Raw genomic sequence first — 18433 nt, 5'->3', positions numbered from 1 at the left:
GTTGATCGAAAAAGGCGCTGAGAGGGCGCCGAAGTGCTTGAAGGTTAAGCCGGAGATAGGGGCCAAACAATCCGATAATCGACTCAGCGTTCGATTATCGAACGGATTGTTACCTGGCTAACCTCCCACATTTGGAACCCACCAAGGCTTAAGTGGCATCGGCATGGCTGACCATGCCCTTGATCACCACCGCTGCCGTGGCCAACGCCGCCGGGATCACCAGTGCCGTAAGCACCTGCTCGAAATTCCAACCAAGGCCCAGCAAGGTGGCGCCCATCCATGCACCCAGAATGGCGCCGAAGCGACCAATGCCAAGCATCCACGACACACCGGTGGCACGCCCTTGAGTTGGGTAGAACCGTGCGGCCAGGGACGGCATCGCCGATTGCGCACCGTTGACACACATCCCGGCGATGAGCACGAGGGTCGCCAGTAGCGTGATATTGCCCAGGCTCTGCCCGACCGCGTAGGCAAACACCCCTGCCAGCAGATAGAAGGTACCGATCACTTTGTGAGGGTTGAACCGGTCCATCGCCCAGCCCACACCCACTGCACTCAACACTCCGCCAAACTGGAACAACGCGCCGATAAACGCGGCCTGTTCCATGCTCGCGCCGCTGTCGCGCATCAGCGTGGGCAGCCAACTGGTCAGCAGGTACACAATTACCAGACCCATGAAGTAAGTGAGCCACAACAGCAAGGTGCCGGCGCTGTAGGTGCCCGAGAAGATCACCGCGAACACATTGCGGGCCTTGACGGTTTTTTGCTCCGGCACGCTGAAAGCGCTGGCTTGGGCCACGATACCGGGCTCGATGGGTGCAAGGGTCTTACGCACCTTGTCGGTGCCGCGATTGCGTACCACCAGGTAACGCGCCGATTCCGGCAACCACAGCAACAGCACCAGCGCCAGGATCAATGGCAGGATGCCGCCAATCAGCAACAGGCTGTGCCAGCCGAACGCGGGGATCAGCTTGGCCGAAATAAACCCACCGCCAGCCATGCCCAGGTTGAAGCCGCAGAACATGCTGGTCACCAGCAACGACTTATGGCGCTCGGGGGTGTACTCGGAGAGCAAGGTAGTGGCATTCGGCATGCCGGCGCCCAGACCCAGCCCGGTGAGAAAGCGCAGCACCAGCAACTGATCGACATTACTGCTGTAGGCCGACGCCAAGCTGAAAGCGCCAAATACCACCACCGCGCCCACCAACACGACCTTACGACCAAAGCGGTCGGCCAGCGGGCCGGAACCCAATGCGCCGAACACCATGCCGATCAATGCGGCGCTCATCACCGGGCCGAGGCTGGCGCGGTCGATGCCCCAGTCCTGGGACAATGCAGGCGCGATAAAGCCCATGGCCGCCGTATCGAGGCCGTCAAGAAAGACAATCAGGAAACATAGAATGACCACGCGCCACTGATAGCGTGACAGTGGCTGGGTATTGATGAAGGACTGCACGTCCAGGGTGGTACCGACAGAAGGCTGATTCATTATTTTTATTCCACACCGATGGCGGGCTGACGACCTCAGGTCATCATTATTATTGGGCAGCTCCTCAGAGCGCTGCCGCACATTAATAAGCCAGGGGAAACACCGTCAATCGAGCCAACCGGGATCTGTGCGGTCACCGAACAGCTTAGGCAAACAACTGCGCACTCAACTCGCGACTGGCACTGAGCATGCTTGGCAAAAAGCGCTGCTCCAACTCACTGCGGCTAACCCGTCCGGCATGGGTGCTGACATTGAGCGCGGCCAGCACCTGGCCAGATGCGTCATACACAGGTACCGCAATAGAACGCAGGCCCTGCTCCAGTTCCTGATCGACAATGCACCAGCCTTGCTGACGCACCTGTTGCAGGCATTCGAACAGGGCTTCAGGCGTGGTCAAGGTACGGCTGGTCTTGGTTTGCAGGTCGGCATGCTGGAGATAGTCCTGCAACGAAGCATCGTCGAGGGCGGCCAACAGGATGCGGCCCATGGATGTGCAATACGCAGGCAAGCGCCCACCCACCGACAAATCAACCGAAATCAGCCGCTGGGTGGTGGCCGAACGGGCGATATAGAGGATGTCATCACCTTCGAGGGTGGCCATATTGCAGGCTTCATGCAGCTGCTCGCTCATGCGGTCCAGATAGGGTTGAGCCGACACGGCCAACGGTGTGGACGACAGATAGGCGTGACCAAGGGTCAGGACCTTGGGCAGTAACGAGTAGGTGCGCCCATCCGTAGTGGCGTAGCCAAGCTTGATCAAAGTATGCAGGCAACGACGCACGGCGGCGCGAGGGATTTCGGTGCGATGGCTGATCTGGGCGATGGTCAGGTGCCGCTTGCGCTCCTGAAACGCTTGCACCACGGCCAAGCCACGGGCCAGGGAGGTCATGAAATCCGGATCACCGGTGAAGGCCTGGATGCGCTTGGCCGGTGATGCCACGATCGGCGGCGCCACTGATGCAAAGGAGTTGCGCAATTGATCGTTCATTTCAGGGGTCCTTTCTCTTGTTTTCACCACGGGAGGGTTGGCCGCCATTACAAGCCGTGCCGGTCGCGATGCACAAGACAGCACCGGCAACACTGGGCGATTATCGGACGATCATGCGATTATCGCAATTTGCCCAGCACTGCACGGACCCTGTGGTCAACGTTTCAGATTTGCCTGATAAATCTGAAAAATGTGGGCGTTTACCTGCCATTTAGAATTAACGTAGAAAATCAGGGTGACGGTGTTCACACATACTGGCACCCGCATGTAATAAAACCCTCACACAGCGTTGACGCTTTTTAACTTCGTAGTGATAGTGTTATTCAAATGCGCCGCTATAATGCAACCTGTGCAGAGGTCAGCCCGGTATCACTATCGGAATTGGAGCTCGCCAGGCGCTGCGGATGTATGCAGCGACGGTCACAATACCCGCTTAAAAGAACTGCCCTCAGGTCTGCGTTCCAAGTTGAACAGTTCGACTGTTCAACCTGAAACCATGCGAGGACGACTTTCAGGCATGACACTGCGCAATCAATAAACTTAACTCAATTAGGTAACACTGTGACGAAAGATGAACTGCGCGCGGAACTTGAGCGCCAGGAGCAACGTTACAAGGACGTCTACGGCGGGGAAGTCACCACCTACGCCGCGCAACCTGAGCCAGAACGCAAGCCATGGCGCAAGCGAGCCAGCCTGCTCGACCAAGCCTTTGCCCAGGAAATCCAAAAGATAGAACAGGAACTCAAGACGCAGGAGCCATAAGCACTTGCGGTCGAGCTTCCAGGGTCTGCTGTCTCTGCCGGTCCACCACTGGCAGAGGGCTCCATGGCGCAACGCCCGCTGGTCAGTAACCTACAGCCGCCAACGAAATTTCATACAAATGTTTCAGGCATGACACTTTCATGACCAATGCCGGTCTTTTCCTGCCTGAGCTTTATAAATCAAAGACTTGCCAAAGCCCCGAAAACCCTGGGATGCGCCCGCCCTGGCAGCGGTTTTTCAATGAAGATTGTTACCGATGAGCAGCTAATGCATCGATTACCGATGTTTTCTGGCATAATCGCGCCCCCTTACGACCGGGTCAGAAAACCTTCATGATCGATTTATTCAGCGGACTGGATGCTTGGGTTCTAGTGAGCCTGTTGCTCGCCCTGGCCTTTGTCCTCGCCTTCGAGTTCATCAATGGCTTTCATGACACCGCTAACGCGGTGGCCACAGTCATCTATACCAAAGCCATGCCGCCACACCTGGCCGTGTTCTTCTCCGGGGTGTTCAATTTCCTCGGCGTATTGCTCGGTGGTGTCGGTGTCGCCTACGCCATTGTGCACTTGCTGCCGGTGGAGTTGCTGATCAATGTGAACACCGGCCACGGCTTGGCGATGGTCTTCTCCTTATTGGCTGCGGCGATCACCTGGAACCTGGGCACCTGGTACTTCGGTATCCCCGCCTCCAGCTCCCATACGCTGATCGGCTCGATCCTCGGTGTTGGCCTGGCCAATGCCCTGATCAACGACATCCCCCTGGCTGACGGTGTGAACTGGCAAAAAGCCGTGGATATCGGCGCGTCCCTGGTGTTCTCGCCGATGGCCGGCTTCCTGGTCGCAGCCTTGGTGCTGATCGGCCTGAAGTGGTGGCGCCCGCTGTCGAAGATGCACAAGACTCCGGACCAACGCCGCAAGCTCGACGATAAGAAACACCCGCCATTCTGGAACCGCCTGGTCCTGGTGATTTCGGCCATGGCCGTCAGCTTCGTGCACGGCTCCAACGATGGCCAGAAAGGCATCGGCCTGATCATGCTGGTGCTGATCGGTATCGTGCCGGCGCAGTTCGTTCTTGACCTGGGCAGCACTACCTATCAGATCGAGCGTACCCGCGACGCGACCTTGCACCTGAACCAGTTCTACCAGCGTAACCACGAGACCCTGGGCGAGTTCCTGGCCCTGGGCAAAAGCGTAAAGGATGACCTGCCGGGCAAATTCCGCTGCAACCCGCAGCAGACCGAACCGACGATCAACGCGCTGCTGGGTACCTTGAAAGGCGTTTCGGACTACCACTCGCTGACTGCCGACCACCGCATTGAAGTACGTCGCTACCTGCTCTGCCTGGACGACACCGCGAAGAAAGTCGGCAAGCTGCCAGGCCTGGACTCCCGTGAGAAGTCCGACCTCGACAAACTGCGCAAAGACCTGACCGCCACCACCGAGTACGCCCCGTTCTGGGTGATTCTTGCGGTCGCACTGGCCCTGGGCCTGGGCACCATGGTGGGCTGGAAGCGCGTGGTACTGACCATCGGCGAGAAGATCGGCAAGCAGGGCATGACGTATGCCCAGGGCATGTCGGCCCAGATCACCACCGCCACCATGATCGGCTTCGCGAATATCTTCGCCCTGCCGGTGTCCACCACCCACGTGCTGTCTTCGGGCGTCGCGGGCACCATGGTCGCCAACAAGAGCGGCCTGCAAGGCGGCACCGTCAAGACCATCCTGATGGCCTGGGTATTGACCCTGCCAGCCACCGTGGGCCTCTCGGCCGGGTTGTTCTGGTTGGCATCCAAGGCATTGGGCAACTGATAGCCAGCTGGCAGTAAAAAAGGTGCGATCCGCGAGGGTCGCACCTTTTTTTATATTCGCGCTTAGAGAAAAGCAGAGCAAAAAAAAGGGCGACCGAAGTCGCCCAAAATGCCTTGCGTGCCCATGTAATCCGGAAAAACCTAAGGTTTTTTACGCTTGTTCGCGTCCTTCCAGATAAAAAATCCAAACCCTACAAAAAACAGCACCATGAGGCTTACAGTCAGCACTCCGGCAAAAACCACATTATCGATAAACATGACCGGCCTCCTGCACTTGCCCTGTTGCGATAGGGCTAAGTTAATGGAGAAGGCGCAGTGGGAAATTGATCAGGATCAATGTCGCCCGCAACGGGGCGTAAAGAAGGGTAATAACTGACCTGCATCAATGGATACAGGCTGTTTCAACGCTTTTTCGGTTTGTTTTTCGACTTCTTCTTGGTTTTTCCCAAGGGCATGGCTTGTTCAAAGGCTTGGCGCACTTCATTCAAGCGTTTGTCATTGAGATCGTGTACGCGCTTGGCGCGTTCGGCATTCAGGTCAATCAGCTTGTCATCATCACTCATGGCTTGGCTTACGTCGTGGCGGGAATGCCCCAATAATGCGGCCTGCCCCGCCTGACGGCAAATCAGCGGGCGACAAAATGCAGGGCATCGACCAAAATCGGCACCTTCCACTCGACCCAGGAGGCGCATCCAGGTGGCCTTGCACAACGACCTTCCACCGCTGCTGGCCCTGCGCGCCTTCGAAGCCGTGGCACGGCACTTGAGCTTTATCAAGGCGGCGGACGAGTTGTCTGTGACCCAAAGCGCGCTGAGCCATCAGGTGCACAAGCTCGAACAGCATTTGGGCAAACCGCTGTTTATCCGGCGTACCCGTGCGATTGACCTGACGTTGGACGGGCAACACTACTACGATCAAATCCGCCCGGCACTGGTAGCCATCGGCGCGGCGACTCGCAGCCAACGGGTTACCCCCAGCGCCTGCGTACTGCGCATCGGCGTGCTGGCATCGTTCGCCACGCTATGGCTGGCACCGCGCCTGGCCGACTTTCTCCAGCGCTACCCGCACATCCAGGTGGAGTTGCTGCCCGCGATCCAACTGGCCAACGTCGCCACGGCCGAGGTTGACCTCGCCATCCGTTACGGCAAGGGCGACTGGCCCGACGTGCAAGCCACACGCCTGATGGCCGAAATCCTGTCCCCGGTGTGCAGCCCGGCTTTCAAGGCCCGGCGGGTATTCCATGGCGCCTTGTTGATGGCGACTTCGCACCGCCCTTTCGAATGGACGGACTGGTCTGCCCATTACCAGGTCGACCTCGGCCCCTACCCCCGCGTCATGCTGCATGACTACAACATTGTGGTCGAAGCCACCGTGGCCGGCCAGGGTATCGCCATGGGCCGCCATCGCCTGATCGAGCGCAGACTTCAGGACGGGAGCCTGGTCCAGGCGTTTGACTGGCCGCCCTATCACAGTGAAATCGGCTATTGGCTGGTCGCCCCCCAAGGCCCGCTCAGCCAAGCGGCCGAGTGTTTCAGCCAGTGGCTCAAGCAAGCCTGCGCCAACGCGTGAGTTTTTTCGATACGTCGGTTGAGATCTATCCGTTTGTCGGCCGCCGCGTCGACCGACATGCTCAAACCTCCTGAACCCGGAGGCTTCACCATGACCGACTCCATCCGCCAACGCGTACACGCGCTCGGCCTGATACTGCCAACGCCCAGCCAGCCGGCGGCCAACTACATCAACCATGTCATCAGCCAACACCAACTGTTTATCTCCGGGCAAATTCCCCTGGTCGATGGTAAACCGGCCTACATCGGGCGCCTGGGCGACTCCGTCAGTGATGAACAAGGTACACGGGCGGCGGAATTGGCAGCGCTGGGCCTGCTGGGGCAATTGAGCGATGCGCTGGGGGACGATCTGTCGCGAGTGACGCGTACCCTGCGTCTGGGCGTATTCATCGCCAGCACTGGCGAGTTCCAACGCCAGAGCGTGGTCGCCAATGGCGCCTCGAACCTGCTGGTCAATGCTCTGGGCGATAAGGGCCGACATGTGCGCACCGCCATAGGCGTCTGCAGTTTGCCTGCCGGCGTCGCCGTCGAGGTGGATGCCATTTTCGAGCTGCAACCGTGAGCCCGCTGGACATCCAGCAATTGCGCGACACCACGCCTGGCTGTCAGTCGGGCATTGTGCATTTCAACCACGCCGGGGCGTCCTTGCCCAGCCAGGCGACCCTGGACGCCATCATCGAGCAGTTGCACCACGAAGCTCGTGACGGCCCGATGGAGGCCGGCGAACGGGGCGCCGTGCTGGTGGAAAAAGCCCGCCGTGCCGCCGGGCAGTTACTCAATGCGCCGGCGTCGTCGATTGCCTTCACCAGCAGTGGCTCCACGGCCTGGAGCATGGCGTTCCAGGCATTGGGGCCTTGGCAGCCGGGCGACCGCATCCTGGTGGGCCGCCATGAATGGGGCGGCAACCTGGCGAGCATGGCGCTGGCCGTGCAAGCGGGCGCGCAGGTGGAGGTGATCCCCTGTGACGCTGCCGGCGCGGTCTGCCCGGTGGCACTGGAGGCGATGCTCGACGACCATGTGAAGTTGATCGACCTTACCTGGCTACCGGCCAACGGTGGCCTGATCAACCCGGCCCAGGCCATCGGTGCAGTAGCCCGGCGGCATGCTATCCCCTTCTTTATCGATGCGGGCCAAGCCATCGGCCAGGTGCCAGTGGATGTGCAAGCGTTGCAGTGCGACGTGCTCAAGTCCGCCGGTCGCAAACACCTGCGCGGGCCTCGCGGTACCGCACTGCTCTATATACGGCCTGATTTTCTCCAGCACCTGAACCCCGTCCAGCGCGACGTGTTTTCAGCGCCATGGACTGCCGACGGCTTCGACTTGCGCAATGACGCCCGGCGTTTCGAAACCAGTGAAGTGTCCTTCGCCTTGCTGGCGGGCCTGGGCAATGCGTTGCAAGAGATCAATCAATGGGGGATCGAGCGGGTGTGGGAGAGGGTCTCGCAGACCAGCACACGAATCCGCGAAGCACTGCGTCAGCTACCGCAGATTACCCTGCACGACTTGGGCACCACGCATTCAGGCTTGATCGCTTTCAACCTGGCTGGCTGGGATAGCTTTGAACTCAAGCGACGCCTGGGATTGAAGCGCATCAACATCGGCGCCAATGGCATCGCCTATACGCCGCTGGATATGCAAGCACGCGGGCTGGCAAGCATTGCACGGATATCCGTCAGCCCGCTCAACACCGATGACGACATCGAGCGACTGATGACGTCCCTGGGTGAACTGAGCGACTAAACCTCGATATCCACCCACAGACCCTGGCGCGGCGCGTCTTCGATCAGCGGCGCCACGGGAACGGTGTTGTCAGCATTGAGCAGGTCGCCGGGAATGGGCAAGTGCTGCTGCGTCTCATCGTCGGCTTCGCGCCGGCGTTTCTGCTGTTCCTGCTGGCGGCGTTGTTCTTCGCGCAGCAAAAAGGTCGATTGCTCGGCATCGCCCTTCTTCAGGTCGATGGTGCTCTCGTTGGAGCCCGGTTGAACGGGTACCACCGGCGGAATATCCGGCTTCTGGCGTGCCGGATCGAGTTGCGACGTGACCGGCACAACACTGACGGGCAGCATGGGTGGCAGCATGATAGTTATTCTCCTGATCAACAGGCTGTCGGCGGGTGGCAGGGCGACTTGAGCACCGGCGTGCCAAGCTGTGACCCAGTCGACACTCGCAAGTGCCCGCCACCCGTCGATTCAACTCCCGGCGCACCTCACAAACAGCGTAGTTTTTGTCAGAGTCCTTGGGCGCAGGGGCTTGTTCCGTTAAGATAGTCGGCTTTTTCACGGCGGGAGTCAGGCAGCATGGCGCAGCAGTATCAACCGGGGCAACGCTGGATTAGTGACAGCGAAGCAGAGCTGGGGTTAGGCACCGTTCTGGCACAGGACGGGCGCTTGTTGACCGTGCTCTATCCGGCCACTGGCGACACCCGCCAGTATGCGCTACGGAATGCGCCCCTCACTCGCGTGAGGTTTTCGCCGGGCGACACCATCACCCATTTCGAAGGCTGGAAAATGACCGTACAGGAAGTCGACGACGTCGATGGCCTGCTGGTCTACCACGGCCTGAATGGGCAGAACGAGCAGGTCACCCTGCCGGAAACCCAACTGTCCAACTTCATCCAGTTCCGCCTGGCCAGCGACCGTCTGTTCGCCGGGCAAATCGACCCGCTGGCCTGGTTCTCGCTGCGCTATCACACCCTGGAACACACCAGCCGCCAGTTGCAGTCCTCGTTGTGGGGCCTGGGTGGCGTACGCGCGCAACCTATTGCGCACCAACTGCACATCGCCCGTGAAGTCGCCGACCGTATCGCACCACGGGTCTTGCTGGCTGACGAAGTGGGCCTGGGCAAGACCATCGAAGCGGGCCTGGTGATCCATCGCCAACTGCTGTCGGGCCGTGCCAACCGTGTGTTGATCCTGGTCCCGGAAAACCTGCAGCACCAGTGGCTGGTGGAAATGCGCCGCCGCTTCAACCTGCAGGTCGCGCTGTTCGACGAAGAGCGCTTTATCGAAAGCGATGCCACCAACCCGTTCGAAGACACCCAGCTTGCACTCGTTGCGCTGGAATGGCTGGTGGATGACGAGAAGGCCCAGGATGCGCTGTTCGCGGCCGGCTGGGACTTGCTGGTGGTCGACGAAGCCCACCACCTTGTGTGGCATGAAGACAAGGCCAGCGCCGAATACAGCCTGGTCGAGCAGCTTGCCGAGGTTATTCCAGGCGTGCTGCTGCTGACCGCCACCCCGGAACAACTCGGCCAGGACAGCCACTTCGCGCGCCTGCGCCTGCTCGATCCAAACCGTTTCCACGACCTGCAGGCCTTCCGCGCCGAGAGCGAGAACTATCGCCCGGTGGCCGAGGCCGTGCAGGAACTGCTGGACAAGGGCCGCCTGTCACCGGCCGCGCACAAGACTATCCAGGGTTTCCTCGGTGACGAAGGCGAAGCCCTGCTCACCGCCGTCAACGATGGCGACAGCGAAGCCAGTGCCCGCCTGGTGCGTGAACTGCTCGACCGCCACGGCACCGGCCGCGTGCTGTTTCGCAACACCCGTGCCGCCGTGCAAGGCTTCCCCGAGCGCAAGCTGCACGCCTACCCGCTGCCGAACCCGGATGAATACCTCGAATTGCCGTTGGGCGAACACGCCGAGTTGTACCCGGAAGTCAGCTTCCAGGCGCAACCGGACATCGAGGAAGAAAACCGCTGGTGGCGCTTCGACCCACGGGTCGAGTGGCTGATCGACCAACTGAAAATGCTCAAGCGCACCAAGGTCCTGGTGATCTGCGCCCACGCCGAAACCGCCATGGACCTGGAAGACGCCCTGCGCGTGCGCTCCGGCATCCCCGCCACGGTATTCCACGAGGGCATGAACATCCTCGAGCGTGACCGCGCCGCCGCCTACTTCGCCGATGAAGAGTTCGGTGCCCAGGTGCTGATCTGTTCGGAAATCGGCAGTGAAGGCCGCAACTTCCAGTTCTCCCACCACCTGGTGCTGTTCGACCTGCCGTCCCACCCCGACCTGTTGGAACAGCGCATCGGCCGTCTGGACCGGATCGGCCAGAAGCATGTGATCGAGTTGCACGTACCTTATCTGGAAACCAGCCCTCAACAGCGCCTGTTCCAGTGGTATCACGAAGCACTGAATGCCTTCCTCAACACCTGCCCGACCGGCAACGCCTTGCAGCATCAGTTCGGCCCGCGCCTGCTGCCATTGCTGGAAGCCGCCGACGACAGCGAGTGGCAAACCCTTATCGACGAAGCCCGGACCGAGCGCGAACGCCTGGAGCAGGAGCTGCACACCGGCCGTGACCGCTTGCTGGAACTCAACTCCGGCGGCGCCGGTGAAGGCGATGCGCTGGTCGAGGACATCCTCGAGCAAGACGACCAGTTCGCCCTGCCGATCTATATGGAAACTCTGTTCGACGCCTTCGGTATCGACAGCGAAGACCATTCGGAAAACGCGCTGATCCTCAAGCCGAGCGAAAAAATGCTCGACGCCAGCTTCCCCCTGGGTGACGACGAGGGTGTGACCATCACCTACGACCGTAACCAGGCACTGTCGCGCGAAGACATGCAGTTCATCACCTGGGAACACCCGATGGTGCAAGGCGGCATGGACCTGGTGCTGTCCGGCTCCATGGGCAACACCGCCGTGGCGTTGATCAAGAACAAGGCGCTCAAACCGGGCACCGTGTTGCTGGAACTGCTCTACGTCAGCGAAGTGGTGGCGCCGCGCTCGCTTCAACTGGGCCGCTACCTGCCACCGGCCGCCCTGCGCTGCCTGCTGGATGCCAATGGCAACGATCTGTCGGGGCGCGTGTCGTTTGTGACCTTGAACGACCAACTGGAAAGCGTACCGCGGGCCAGCGCCAACAAGTTCGTACAGGCCCAGCGCGACCAGCTCACACCGCGTATCAACGCCGGTGAAGAGAAGATCGCCCCGCGCCACGCCGAGCGTGTGGCCGAGGCCAAGCGCCGCCTGGCGGCGGACACCGACGAAGAACTGGCGCGCCTGACCGCGTTGCAAGCGGTCAACCCCACCGTGCGTGACAGCGAACTGGTTGCCTTGCGCAATCAACGCGAGCAAGGCCTGGCCATGCTCGATAAGGCGGCGCTGCGACTGGAAGCGATTCGGGTATTGGTGGCCGGCTAATCATTCGCTGCCAATTAGGAGGCCCGCTTAGTGCGGGCCTTTTTTTATTGGTCTTGAGGGCCTCATTGGGGGCAAGCCCCCTCCCACATTTGACCGAGTTGTCTGAACTCTACTCGGTCAGTGTGGGAGGGGGCTTGCTCCCGATAGCGTCACCTCGGCCTCATGCCGTTACCGCAGCAGCCGGCACCTCAACCCCACTCAACCCATCCTTCATGCGCTTGGCATCGCGCACAAAACTGCGTGACGCCTGGAACAAAAACAGCATGGTCAAGAACAGCGCCACCGGAATCAGGTACATGGCGTCATGCAACCCCACGGCTTTATAAGCCTCAGTCATCTGCTCCGCTCCCGCCGCATACATTGCCGAATGGGCAAAGTGATCAGACAGCCCGCCCACCACGATCGGTCCCATCCCGCCACCCAGCAAATACAACCCGGCAAAGAACAGCGCCATTGCCGTAGCGCGCAGGCGCGGTTCGACCACATCCTGGATCGCCGTATAAACGCAGGTGTAGAAGTTGTAGGCAAACAACCAGCCCACACTGAACAGCGCGACAAACACGCCAATCTCGATACGCCCGGCATGCAGGGCCCAGGCGGTAGTCACCGTGGAGATGATCAAGCTGCACGCGGCAAACAGCAGACGGCCATTGGCGACCCGTTGATGGATCTTGTCGGCAATCCAGCCACCCAGGGTCAAGCCCACCAGGCCGGTCAAGCCGACAATCACACCAGTCGCGACAGCCGCATCCTGCAATGGCATCAGAAAATAACGCTGCAGCATCGGCACCAGGAACGAGTTGCACGCGTAGGTGGCGAAGTTAAAACACAACCCGGCCAGCACCAGCCACAGGAAAGTCGGTACCGCCAGCACGCGACGGATCGGGCGGTCGACGCGCTCCTGGGAGACTTGCACGGTTTCCGCCGCGCCGCGCTTGGGTTCTTTTATATAGAACATGAACACCGCCAGGATCAGCCCCGGCACCGCCGCGATAAAGAACGGCGCGCGCCAGCTGTCGAATGCCTTGACCATCCAGCCGATGGTAAAGAACGCCAGCAACAGCCCCAACGGCAAACCGAGCATGAAAATGCCCATGGCGCGCGCGCGGCGGTGGGCGGGAAACAGGTCGCCAATCAGCGAATTGGCAGCCGGCGCATAGCTGGCCTCGCCAATACCAATGCCCATACGCACCAGCAGGAAGGTCCAGAAACTGCCGACCAAGCCGTTGACCGCCGTCAGCCCGCTCCAGGCGAACAGGCCCCAGCCCATCAATTTGCTGCGTGAGCCAGTATCGGCCAGGCGTCCGAGCGGCAGCCCGGCGATGGCGTAGACAATGGTAAAGGCGGTGCCGATGATCCCGAGCTGGAAGTCGCTCAGGTGCCATTCCATGCGAATGGGCTCGATGATGATCGCGGGGATGGTGCGATCGAAGAAATTGAACAGGTTGGCGAGGAACAGCAGGAACAGAATGCGCCAGGCATTCGCCGCTTGGGTCGAGTTCTGCATGGGTCCGTCTCTTTTATTGTTATGAGAGCTGCGATGCCCGACGCATCCTGCCCGGTACCTGCAACATAATCAGGCTGGCAGCGGTTGTCTGTAATGATTCGTAAAGCTGATAGGGCATGATTTCGCCCGGTAACGCGGGATTTCACCCACAGAAATATAAGTGCTTGCCCCCCTTCCCAACGGCCTTGGCGCGGATAGAATGGCGAGCCTTCCGTAGCACCCTCCTCTTACCTTTTTATCGATGACGCCCATGTCCGAAGCCAGTCCGTGTCTGAATTGCGGTGCCTGCTGTTCACACTTTCGTGTGTCTTTCTTTTGGGGTGAGTGCGCCTCTTCCGGGGGCTCGGTGCCCGATGATCTGGTGGTGCAGATCAACCCCAGCCGCGTGGCGATGATCGGTACCGACCAGAAGCCCGCACGGTGCTGCAGCCTTGAAGGCGAGGTAGGACAGGCAACCAGTTGCTCGATCTATGAACAGCGTTCCAGCGTATGCCGCGAGTTCGATTCTTCCTGGAGCCAGGGGGTGCAAAACATCGACTGCGATGCAGCCCGCGCCGCGTTCGGCCTGGCGCCCCTTGAAGAGCAACACTTCGAACTGCAATTGCCCATCAGCGCTTAGCACCAAATGCTATGTGTCGCATGCCAAAATCATTGGAGGCAAAGTGCCATTATTCATGGCAAATACCACGAAGCTTCTATACTCGACGTCATAGGTCATCGCCTCTGGCAGTGACGTGGCTCCATGACGGGATAAGCTATGGAATGGCTGGGGCAGCATTTTTTTACCGACCTTCCAGACAGCGGGCATTTATTACTCAACTGCAGTCATAACCCGTTTCTGGTGCTACTCGCGTACCTGGTCGCCTGCGCAGCGGGTTTCGGTACGCTGGACATGGCTGAACGCGTCGGCCATGTCGAAGACCCCACCGCCCGCCGTCATTGGTGCTGGCTGGGAGCAGGTTGCCTGGCAGGTGGGATCTGGTCGACCCACTTTATCAGCATGCTGGCCTTCCAGGCCCCTGTCGCCATTCACTACGAATTGCTCACGACCTTCGCTTCGCTGCTGATCGCCCTGATCGCTGCACTATTGGCCATGCAAACCCTCAGCCATGCCCACCTGCGGCTCCATCAATACCTGGTGGCCTCTGTGTGGATGGGCCTTGGCATCGCACTGATGCACTACGTGGGCATGGCGGCCATGCGCTCCCAGGCCCAGGTGTACGTTGAATCGCGGCTGTTCATGGCGTCGGTGGCGATAGCCATCGGTGCCAGCCTGGCAGCTTTACTGCTGTCGAGTTATTTGCGCAACGGTGCCGGAGTCTTTCACCAATTACTCAAATACGCCGCCAGCCTGGTGCTGGGCGCCGGGATCCTGAGCATGCACTTCACTGGCATGGCCGCCATGCAAATGCTGGTACCCAATGATGCGGACCTGTCGCTGCCGGCAGATAACAACCCGATTCAACTGGGCCTGTCGGTGGCTGTGATTACCTTGTTGGTAATCGGCAGCAGTATCAGCGCAGCCCTGGCGGACAAAAAACTGCAACACAAGGAGCATGACCTGCGCCGGGTCAACGCGCTGCTCAGCGAACTGGACCAGGCTCGCGCCTCACTGCAGCAGGTGGCCCACTTCGATGCATTGACCAATTTGCTCAACCGCCGCGGGTTCAATCAGATTTTCGCGGAAAAAATCGTCGAAAAAACGCGAAACAAAGGAATGATGGCGGTTATATTCCTCGATATAGACCACTTCAAGCGCATCAATGACAGCCTTGGGCATGACGCCGGCGACCAGTTGCTCACAGTTTTGGCCGGGCATATCAAAAGCTCGGTACGCAGCCATGAGGACGTGGTCGCCCGGTTTGGTGGCGACGAGTTCTGCATCCTGATCAATATCCATCACCGCGACGAAGCACGGCACATGGCCCTGCGCATCATGCAGAAAATGAAAGAACCCATCGAACTGGCCGGCCGGCGCATGGTGATGACCACCAGCATCGGCATCAGCCTGTTCCCGGATGATGGCCAGTCCTGCGAAGAGCTGCTTAAAACAGCGGACCTGGCGCTTTATCAATCCAAGGACGCCGGGCGCAACAGCCTGCACTTCTTCAGCTCCAACCTGAAAACCCGCGCGTTCCTCGAGCTGCAGCTGGAAGAAGAGCTGCGCGCTGCCCTGCGCGCACGCAGTGGGCTGGTGCTCTTTTATCAACCGATCTTCGACATGAAACTTGCCAAGGTCACGCGCCTGGAAGCCCTGGTGCGCTGGCAGCATCCGCAGCACGGGCTGCTGGCACCGGACCGCTTTATCGGCATCGCCGAGAATAACGGACTGATCGCCGAGCTTGATCACTGGGTACTGCGCCAGGCCTGTCATGATCTGAGCCTGCTGTCTGACCGAGGCTATACCGAGCTGACCATGGCGGTGAACTGCTCGGCGCTGAACCTGGCCCGGGACGAGTTGGCCGATGAAATCGAAGCCGCCCTGCGCTTCGCCGCTGTGGCTGCCAACCGCCTGGAACTGGAAGTCACCGAAAATGCACTGATGGGCAATATCAGCAGCACCCTGGCGCTGTTGCGGCAAATCCGTGCGTTGGGTGTCTCCCTGGCGATCGATGATTTCGGCACTGGCTATTCATCCCTGGCCTACCTCAAGCGCTTGCCGCTCAACACCTTGAAAATCGACCGATCGTTTATCCAGGACATCCCGAGGTCCAGAGCCGACAGCGAAATTGTCCAGGCGATTATCGGCATGGCCCACACCCTGCACTTGCAGGTGGTCACTGAAGGCGTGGAAACCCAGGAGCAATTCGAGCTGCTGCTCAAACATGACTGCGACTATATCCAGGGGTACCTGCTCAGCCCGGCGGTGCCCTTCAACGAGATCATCGGTGTGATTCAAGGCATTGCGCTGCGCAACCCGATTTACCCATTCAGCGTGGAAGGCGCCACGGACACCCCACCGTCGAACGACCCTGCGCCGGCGCGCATCGGCCCGCCTTCCATCGTCAGGCCAATCCGCTGAGATCGAATGGACAGTGCAGTTGTTGGCCTTCAGCGCCCTGGCACACCCGGAAACAATTCATCCTCGGTTTCCCCTCGGTATCAACTGTTCCCGTGACGTTTACGTCACCCTCGGCTGTGACCTTTCTCTACGGCAAGGTGCCATCACCGGCCGGGCGGTTACTCCGCTACACACTTACAGAGGTTAAAAAGACGCACCTTTTTCGTGCAGGCAATTCTCAAGCCGCCCTTTCCTGGATCAAAATCCAAGGCGAGACCACCACCGCCCACAGGTTCGGATCGCGCTCCACCAAGTCTAAAGCCCGCGTTGCAGACACTTCGCCAAGGCTCCCCGCAGCCAGCCAGGCGGCGACTTTGTCACGGTTGTCCTCGGCCATTCCCTCAGCCGCTTCTATCAGATCCAGGCCGGCGTCGACCCACAATAGGGCACCCTTGGCAAAGAACGGCTCGAGCTCCTTCCAGGAAATTTCGGCGGTTTCACCGAGCAGCTTGGCATAGAGGGTGCTAGGTTCTTGCGTCATGGGAGTTCACCTGAGAAAAAAATCGGCGCAATCATAGCGTCGTAACCCAGGCAGAAAAACCCAGTAGCAAATGAAGTAGCGACTGAAAGTGCCAGGAAAGCCAAGGAATGCCTTGAAGGCTGATATGAACCCGCCGCAATTCTGTCTTTTTCTTTCATTTAAGCGACATAGCAGTGGTATGCCCCCAGCTGCCAGCTTTTCAAGCGATCAACCGGCGCTCTACACTGTACCGGTACAGTTGCCAGGGCAATGCCGGGGGGGATATCCGCGATATCTGATCCGGTTCTGCAGCTCACAAGGCCGCTAGAACTATAAAAAATACAACAGTAAGAGTGGAGCACTATGAATAAGGCTACTAAGCAGATTTCCAAACTGTTTGCCGCTATGGTCCTGGCTGGGGTTGCCGGCCATTCGTTCGCAGCCGACACCATCAAGATCGGCATTGCCGGCCCCAAGACCGGTCCGGTGACGCAATACGGTGACATGCAATTCATGGGTGCCAAGCAAGCCATCAAAGACATCAACGCCAAAGGCGGCGTCGATGGCAAAATGCTTGAAGCCAAGGAATACGACGACGCCTGCGATCCGAAACAAGCCGTGGCCGTCGCCAACAAAGTGGTCAACGACGGCGTCAAGTTCGTAGTCGGTCACCTCTGCTCCAGCTCCACTCAGCCTGCGTCGGATATTTATGAAGACGAAGGCGTCATCATGATTACCCCAGCCGCCACCAGCCCGGAAATCACCTCCCGTGGCTACAAGCTGATCTTCCGCACCATCGGCCTCGACAGCGCGCAAGGCCCGGCAGCCGGCAACTACATCGCCGACCATGTGAAGCCGAAAATCGTCGCCGTGCTGCACGACAAACAGCAATACGGTGAAGGCATCGCCAGCGCCGTGAAGAAAACCCTCGAAGAGAAAGGCACCAAGGTTGCCGTCTTCGAAGGCCTGAACGCCGGTGACAAGGACTTCTCCTCGATCATCCAGAAACTCAAGCAAGCCAACGTCGACTTCGTCTACTACGGCGGCTACCACCCTGAGCTGGGCCTGATCCTGCGCCAAGCCAAGGAAAAAGGCCTGAACGCCAAGTTCATGGGCCCAGAAGGCGTCGGCAACGACTCCATCTCGCAAATCGCCCAGGGCGCTTCCGAAGGCCTGCTGGTGACCCTGCCGAAATCCTTCGACACCGACCCTGCCAACAAAGCCATCGTTGAAGAGTTCGCCAAGAACAAGCAGGACCCAACCGGTCCGTTCGTGTTCCCGGCCTACTCTGCTGTTGAAGTCATCGCTGGCGGTATCGCTGCGGCGAAGAGCGAAGACACCGCCAAAGTGGCCGAGGCCATCCACGCGGGTACCTTCAAGACCCCTACCGGCGACCTGAGCTTCGACGCCAAAGGTGATCTGAAGGACTTCAAGTTCGTGGTCTACGAATGGCACTTCGGTAAACCAAAAACCGAAGTTTCCCCTCAGTAAGCCAGGCGTTACTGGTCAACAAGCCCACTGTGCAAGCAGTGGGCTTTGTTTTACGAGGTTTATGGGCCATGTCACCCGCGATCCGGGCGCTGGCTCACCTGAAAATCTTAAAACCGTCACCAGCGGTTCGCTGGCAAACGCTTTGTGCAACCTGGT

At 59.6% G+C, this 18433-nt stretch carries 16 protein-coding genes; 9 read left to right on the top strand and 7 right to left on the bottom strand.

Translation table 11 applies throughout. The annotated features are described in order from the left end of the window. Positions 1 to 148: 148 nt before the first annotated feature. Together KVH01_RS03020 and pcaR are read right to left on the bottom strand one after the other, a co-directional pair. Complete coding sequence (locus KVH01_RS03020) at positions 149 to 1489, bottom strand: MFS transporter (protein ID WP_217880400.1); 1341 nt, start codon at positions 1487 to 1489, stop codon at positions 149 to 151. Positions 1490 to 1634: 145 nt separating this feature from the next. Continuing rightward, complete coding sequence (pcaR, locus tag KVH01_RS03015) at positions 1635 to 2477, bottom strand: pca regulon transcriptional regulator PcaR (protein ID WP_043049992.1); 843 nt, start codon at positions 2475 to 2477, stop codon at positions 1635 to 1637. A gap of 561 nt (positions 2478 to 3038) precedes the next feature. Here pcaR and KVH01_RS03010 point away from each other — a divergent pair. Both KVH01_RS03010 and KVH01_RS03005 read left to right on the top strand, forming a co-directional pair. After that, complete coding sequence (locus KVH01_RS03010; RefSeq protein WP_043049991.1) at positions 3039 to 3239, top strand: hypothetical protein; 201 nt, start codon at positions 3039 to 3041, stop codon at positions 3237 to 3239. A 332-nt stretch (positions 3240 to 3571) separates the two neighbouring features. Then, entirely contained in the window at positions 3572 to 5047 is a 1476-nt protein-coding gene (locus KVH01_RS03005; protein WP_003189291.1) for an inorganic phosphate transporter, read from the top strand. Positions 5048 to 5187: 140 nt separating this feature from the next. On the opposite strand, the gene ccoM is transcribed toward KVH01_RS03005, so the two are convergent. Together ccoM and KVH01_RS03000 are read right to left on the bottom strand one after the other, a co-directional pair. After that, positions 5188 to 5304: a cytochrome c oxidase subunit CcoM gene (ccoM, locus tag KVH01_RS30395; protein ID WP_017530457.1), complete on the bottom strand. Its 117-nt coding sequence runs from the start codon at positions 5302 to 5304 to the stop codon at positions 5188 to 5190. Positions 5305 to 5447: 143 nt separating this feature from the next. Next, a complete protein-coding gene (locus KVH01_RS03000; protein ID WP_124376798.1) occupies positions 5448 to 5756 on the bottom strand; it encodes a hypothetical protein in 309 nt (102 codons plus the stop codon). On the opposite strand from KVH01_RS03000, the gene KVH01_RS02995 reads away from it, so the two are divergent. The 3 genes from KVH01_RS02995 to KVH01_RS02985 all read left to right on the top strand — a co-directional run bounded on the left by KVH01_RS02995 (position 5743) and on the right by KVH01_RS02985 (position 8354). Further along, positions 5743 to 6615, top strand: coding sequence for a LysR substrate-binding domain-containing protein (locus tag KVH01_RS02995; RefSeq protein WP_217880399.1), 873 nt, complete (start codon positions 5743 to 5745; stop codon positions 6613 to 6615). The genes KVH01_RS03000 and KVH01_RS02995 overlap by 14 nt on opposite strands. 90 nt (positions 6616 to 6705) lie before the next feature. Continuing rightward, positions 6706 to 7176 (top strand): RidA family protein, encoded by a 471-nt coding sequence (locus KVH01_RS02990; RefSeq protein WP_217880398.1) that lies wholly within the window; start codon positions 6706 to 6708, stop codon positions 7174 to 7176. Next, on the top strand, positions 7173 to 8354 hold the full coding sequence (locus KVH01_RS02985) for an aminotransferase class V-fold PLP-dependent enzyme (RefSeq protein WP_217880397.1): 1182 nt from the start codon (positions 7173 to 7175) through the stop codon (positions 8352 to 8354). Before KVH01_RS02990 ends, KVH01_RS02985 begins: the two co-directional genes overlap by 4 nt. Here KVH01_RS02985 and KVH01_RS02980 read toward each other — a convergent pair. Then, positions 8351 to 8692, bottom strand: a complete 342-nt coding sequence (locus KVH01_RS02980; RefSeq protein WP_043049987.1) for a hypothetical protein — start codon at positions 8690 to 8692, stop codon at positions 8351 to 8353. The genes KVH01_RS02985 and KVH01_RS02980 overlap by 4 nt on opposite strands. A gap of 219 nt (positions 8693 to 8911) precedes the next feature. On the opposite strand from KVH01_RS02980, the gene rapA reads away from it, so the two are divergent. After that, positions 8912 to 11758 carry an RNA polymerase-associated protein RapA gene (gene rapA, locus KVH01_RS02975; protein ID WP_217880396.1) on the top strand — a complete coding sequence of 949 codons (2847 nt, stop codon included), beginning with the start codon at positions 8912 to 8914 and terminating at the stop codon, positions 11756 to 11758. A gap of 160 nt (positions 11759 to 11918) precedes the next feature. On the opposite strand, the gene KVH01_RS02970 is transcribed toward rapA, so the two are convergent. Next, complete coding sequence (locus KVH01_RS02970) at positions 11919 to 13265, bottom strand: spinster family MFS transporter (protein ID WP_217880395.1); 1347 nt, start codon at positions 13263 to 13265, stop codon at positions 11919 to 11921. A gap of 250 nt (positions 13266 to 13515) precedes the next feature. Between KVH01_RS02970 and KVH01_RS02965 the strand changes: the two genes are divergently transcribed. Both KVH01_RS02965 and KVH01_RS02960 read left to right on the top strand, forming a co-directional pair. Further along, on the top strand, positions 13516 to 13884 hold the full coding sequence (locus KVH01_RS02965; protein WP_217880394.1) for a YkgJ family cysteine cluster protein: 369 nt from the start codon (positions 13516 to 13518) through the stop codon (positions 13882 to 13884). A gap of 138 nt (positions 13885 to 14022) precedes the next feature. Beyond that, complete coding sequence (locus KVH01_RS02960; protein ID WP_217880393.1) at positions 14023 to 16287, top strand: putative bifunctional diguanylate cyclase/phosphodiesterase; 2265 nt, start codon at positions 14023 to 14025, stop codon at positions 16285 to 16287. A 217-nt stretch (positions 16288 to 16504) separates the two neighbouring features. Here the strand turns inward: KVH01_RS02960 and KVH01_RS02955 are convergent, their stop codons facing one another. Continuing rightward, the gene (locus KVH01_RS02955; RefSeq protein ID WP_217880392.1) at positions 16505 to 16807 is read right to left on the bottom strand and encodes a DUF2288 domain-containing protein; all 303 of its coding nucleotides are present in this window, start codon (positions 16805 to 16807) and stop codon (positions 16505 to 16507) included. 342 nt (positions 16808 to 17149) lie between these two features. On the opposite strand from KVH01_RS02955, the gene KVH01_RS02950 reads away from it, so the two are divergent. Further along, positions 17150 to 18277 (top strand): branched-chain amino acid ABC transporter substrate-binding protein, encoded by a 1128-nt coding sequence (locus KVH01_RS02950; RefSeq protein ID WP_003193533.1) that lies wholly within the window; start codon positions 17150 to 17152, stop codon positions 18275 to 18277. The last annotated feature ends 156 nt before the right edge of the window (positions 18278 to 18433 follow it).

Source organism: Pseudomonas khavaziana (assembly GCF_019145205.1).
Taxonomy (GTDB): domain Bacteria; phylum Pseudomonadota; class Gammaproteobacteria; order Pseudomonadales; family Pseudomonadaceae; genus Aquipseudomonas; species Aquipseudomonas khavaziana.
This window is presented reverse-complemented; position numbering and strand designations above follow the sequence as displayed.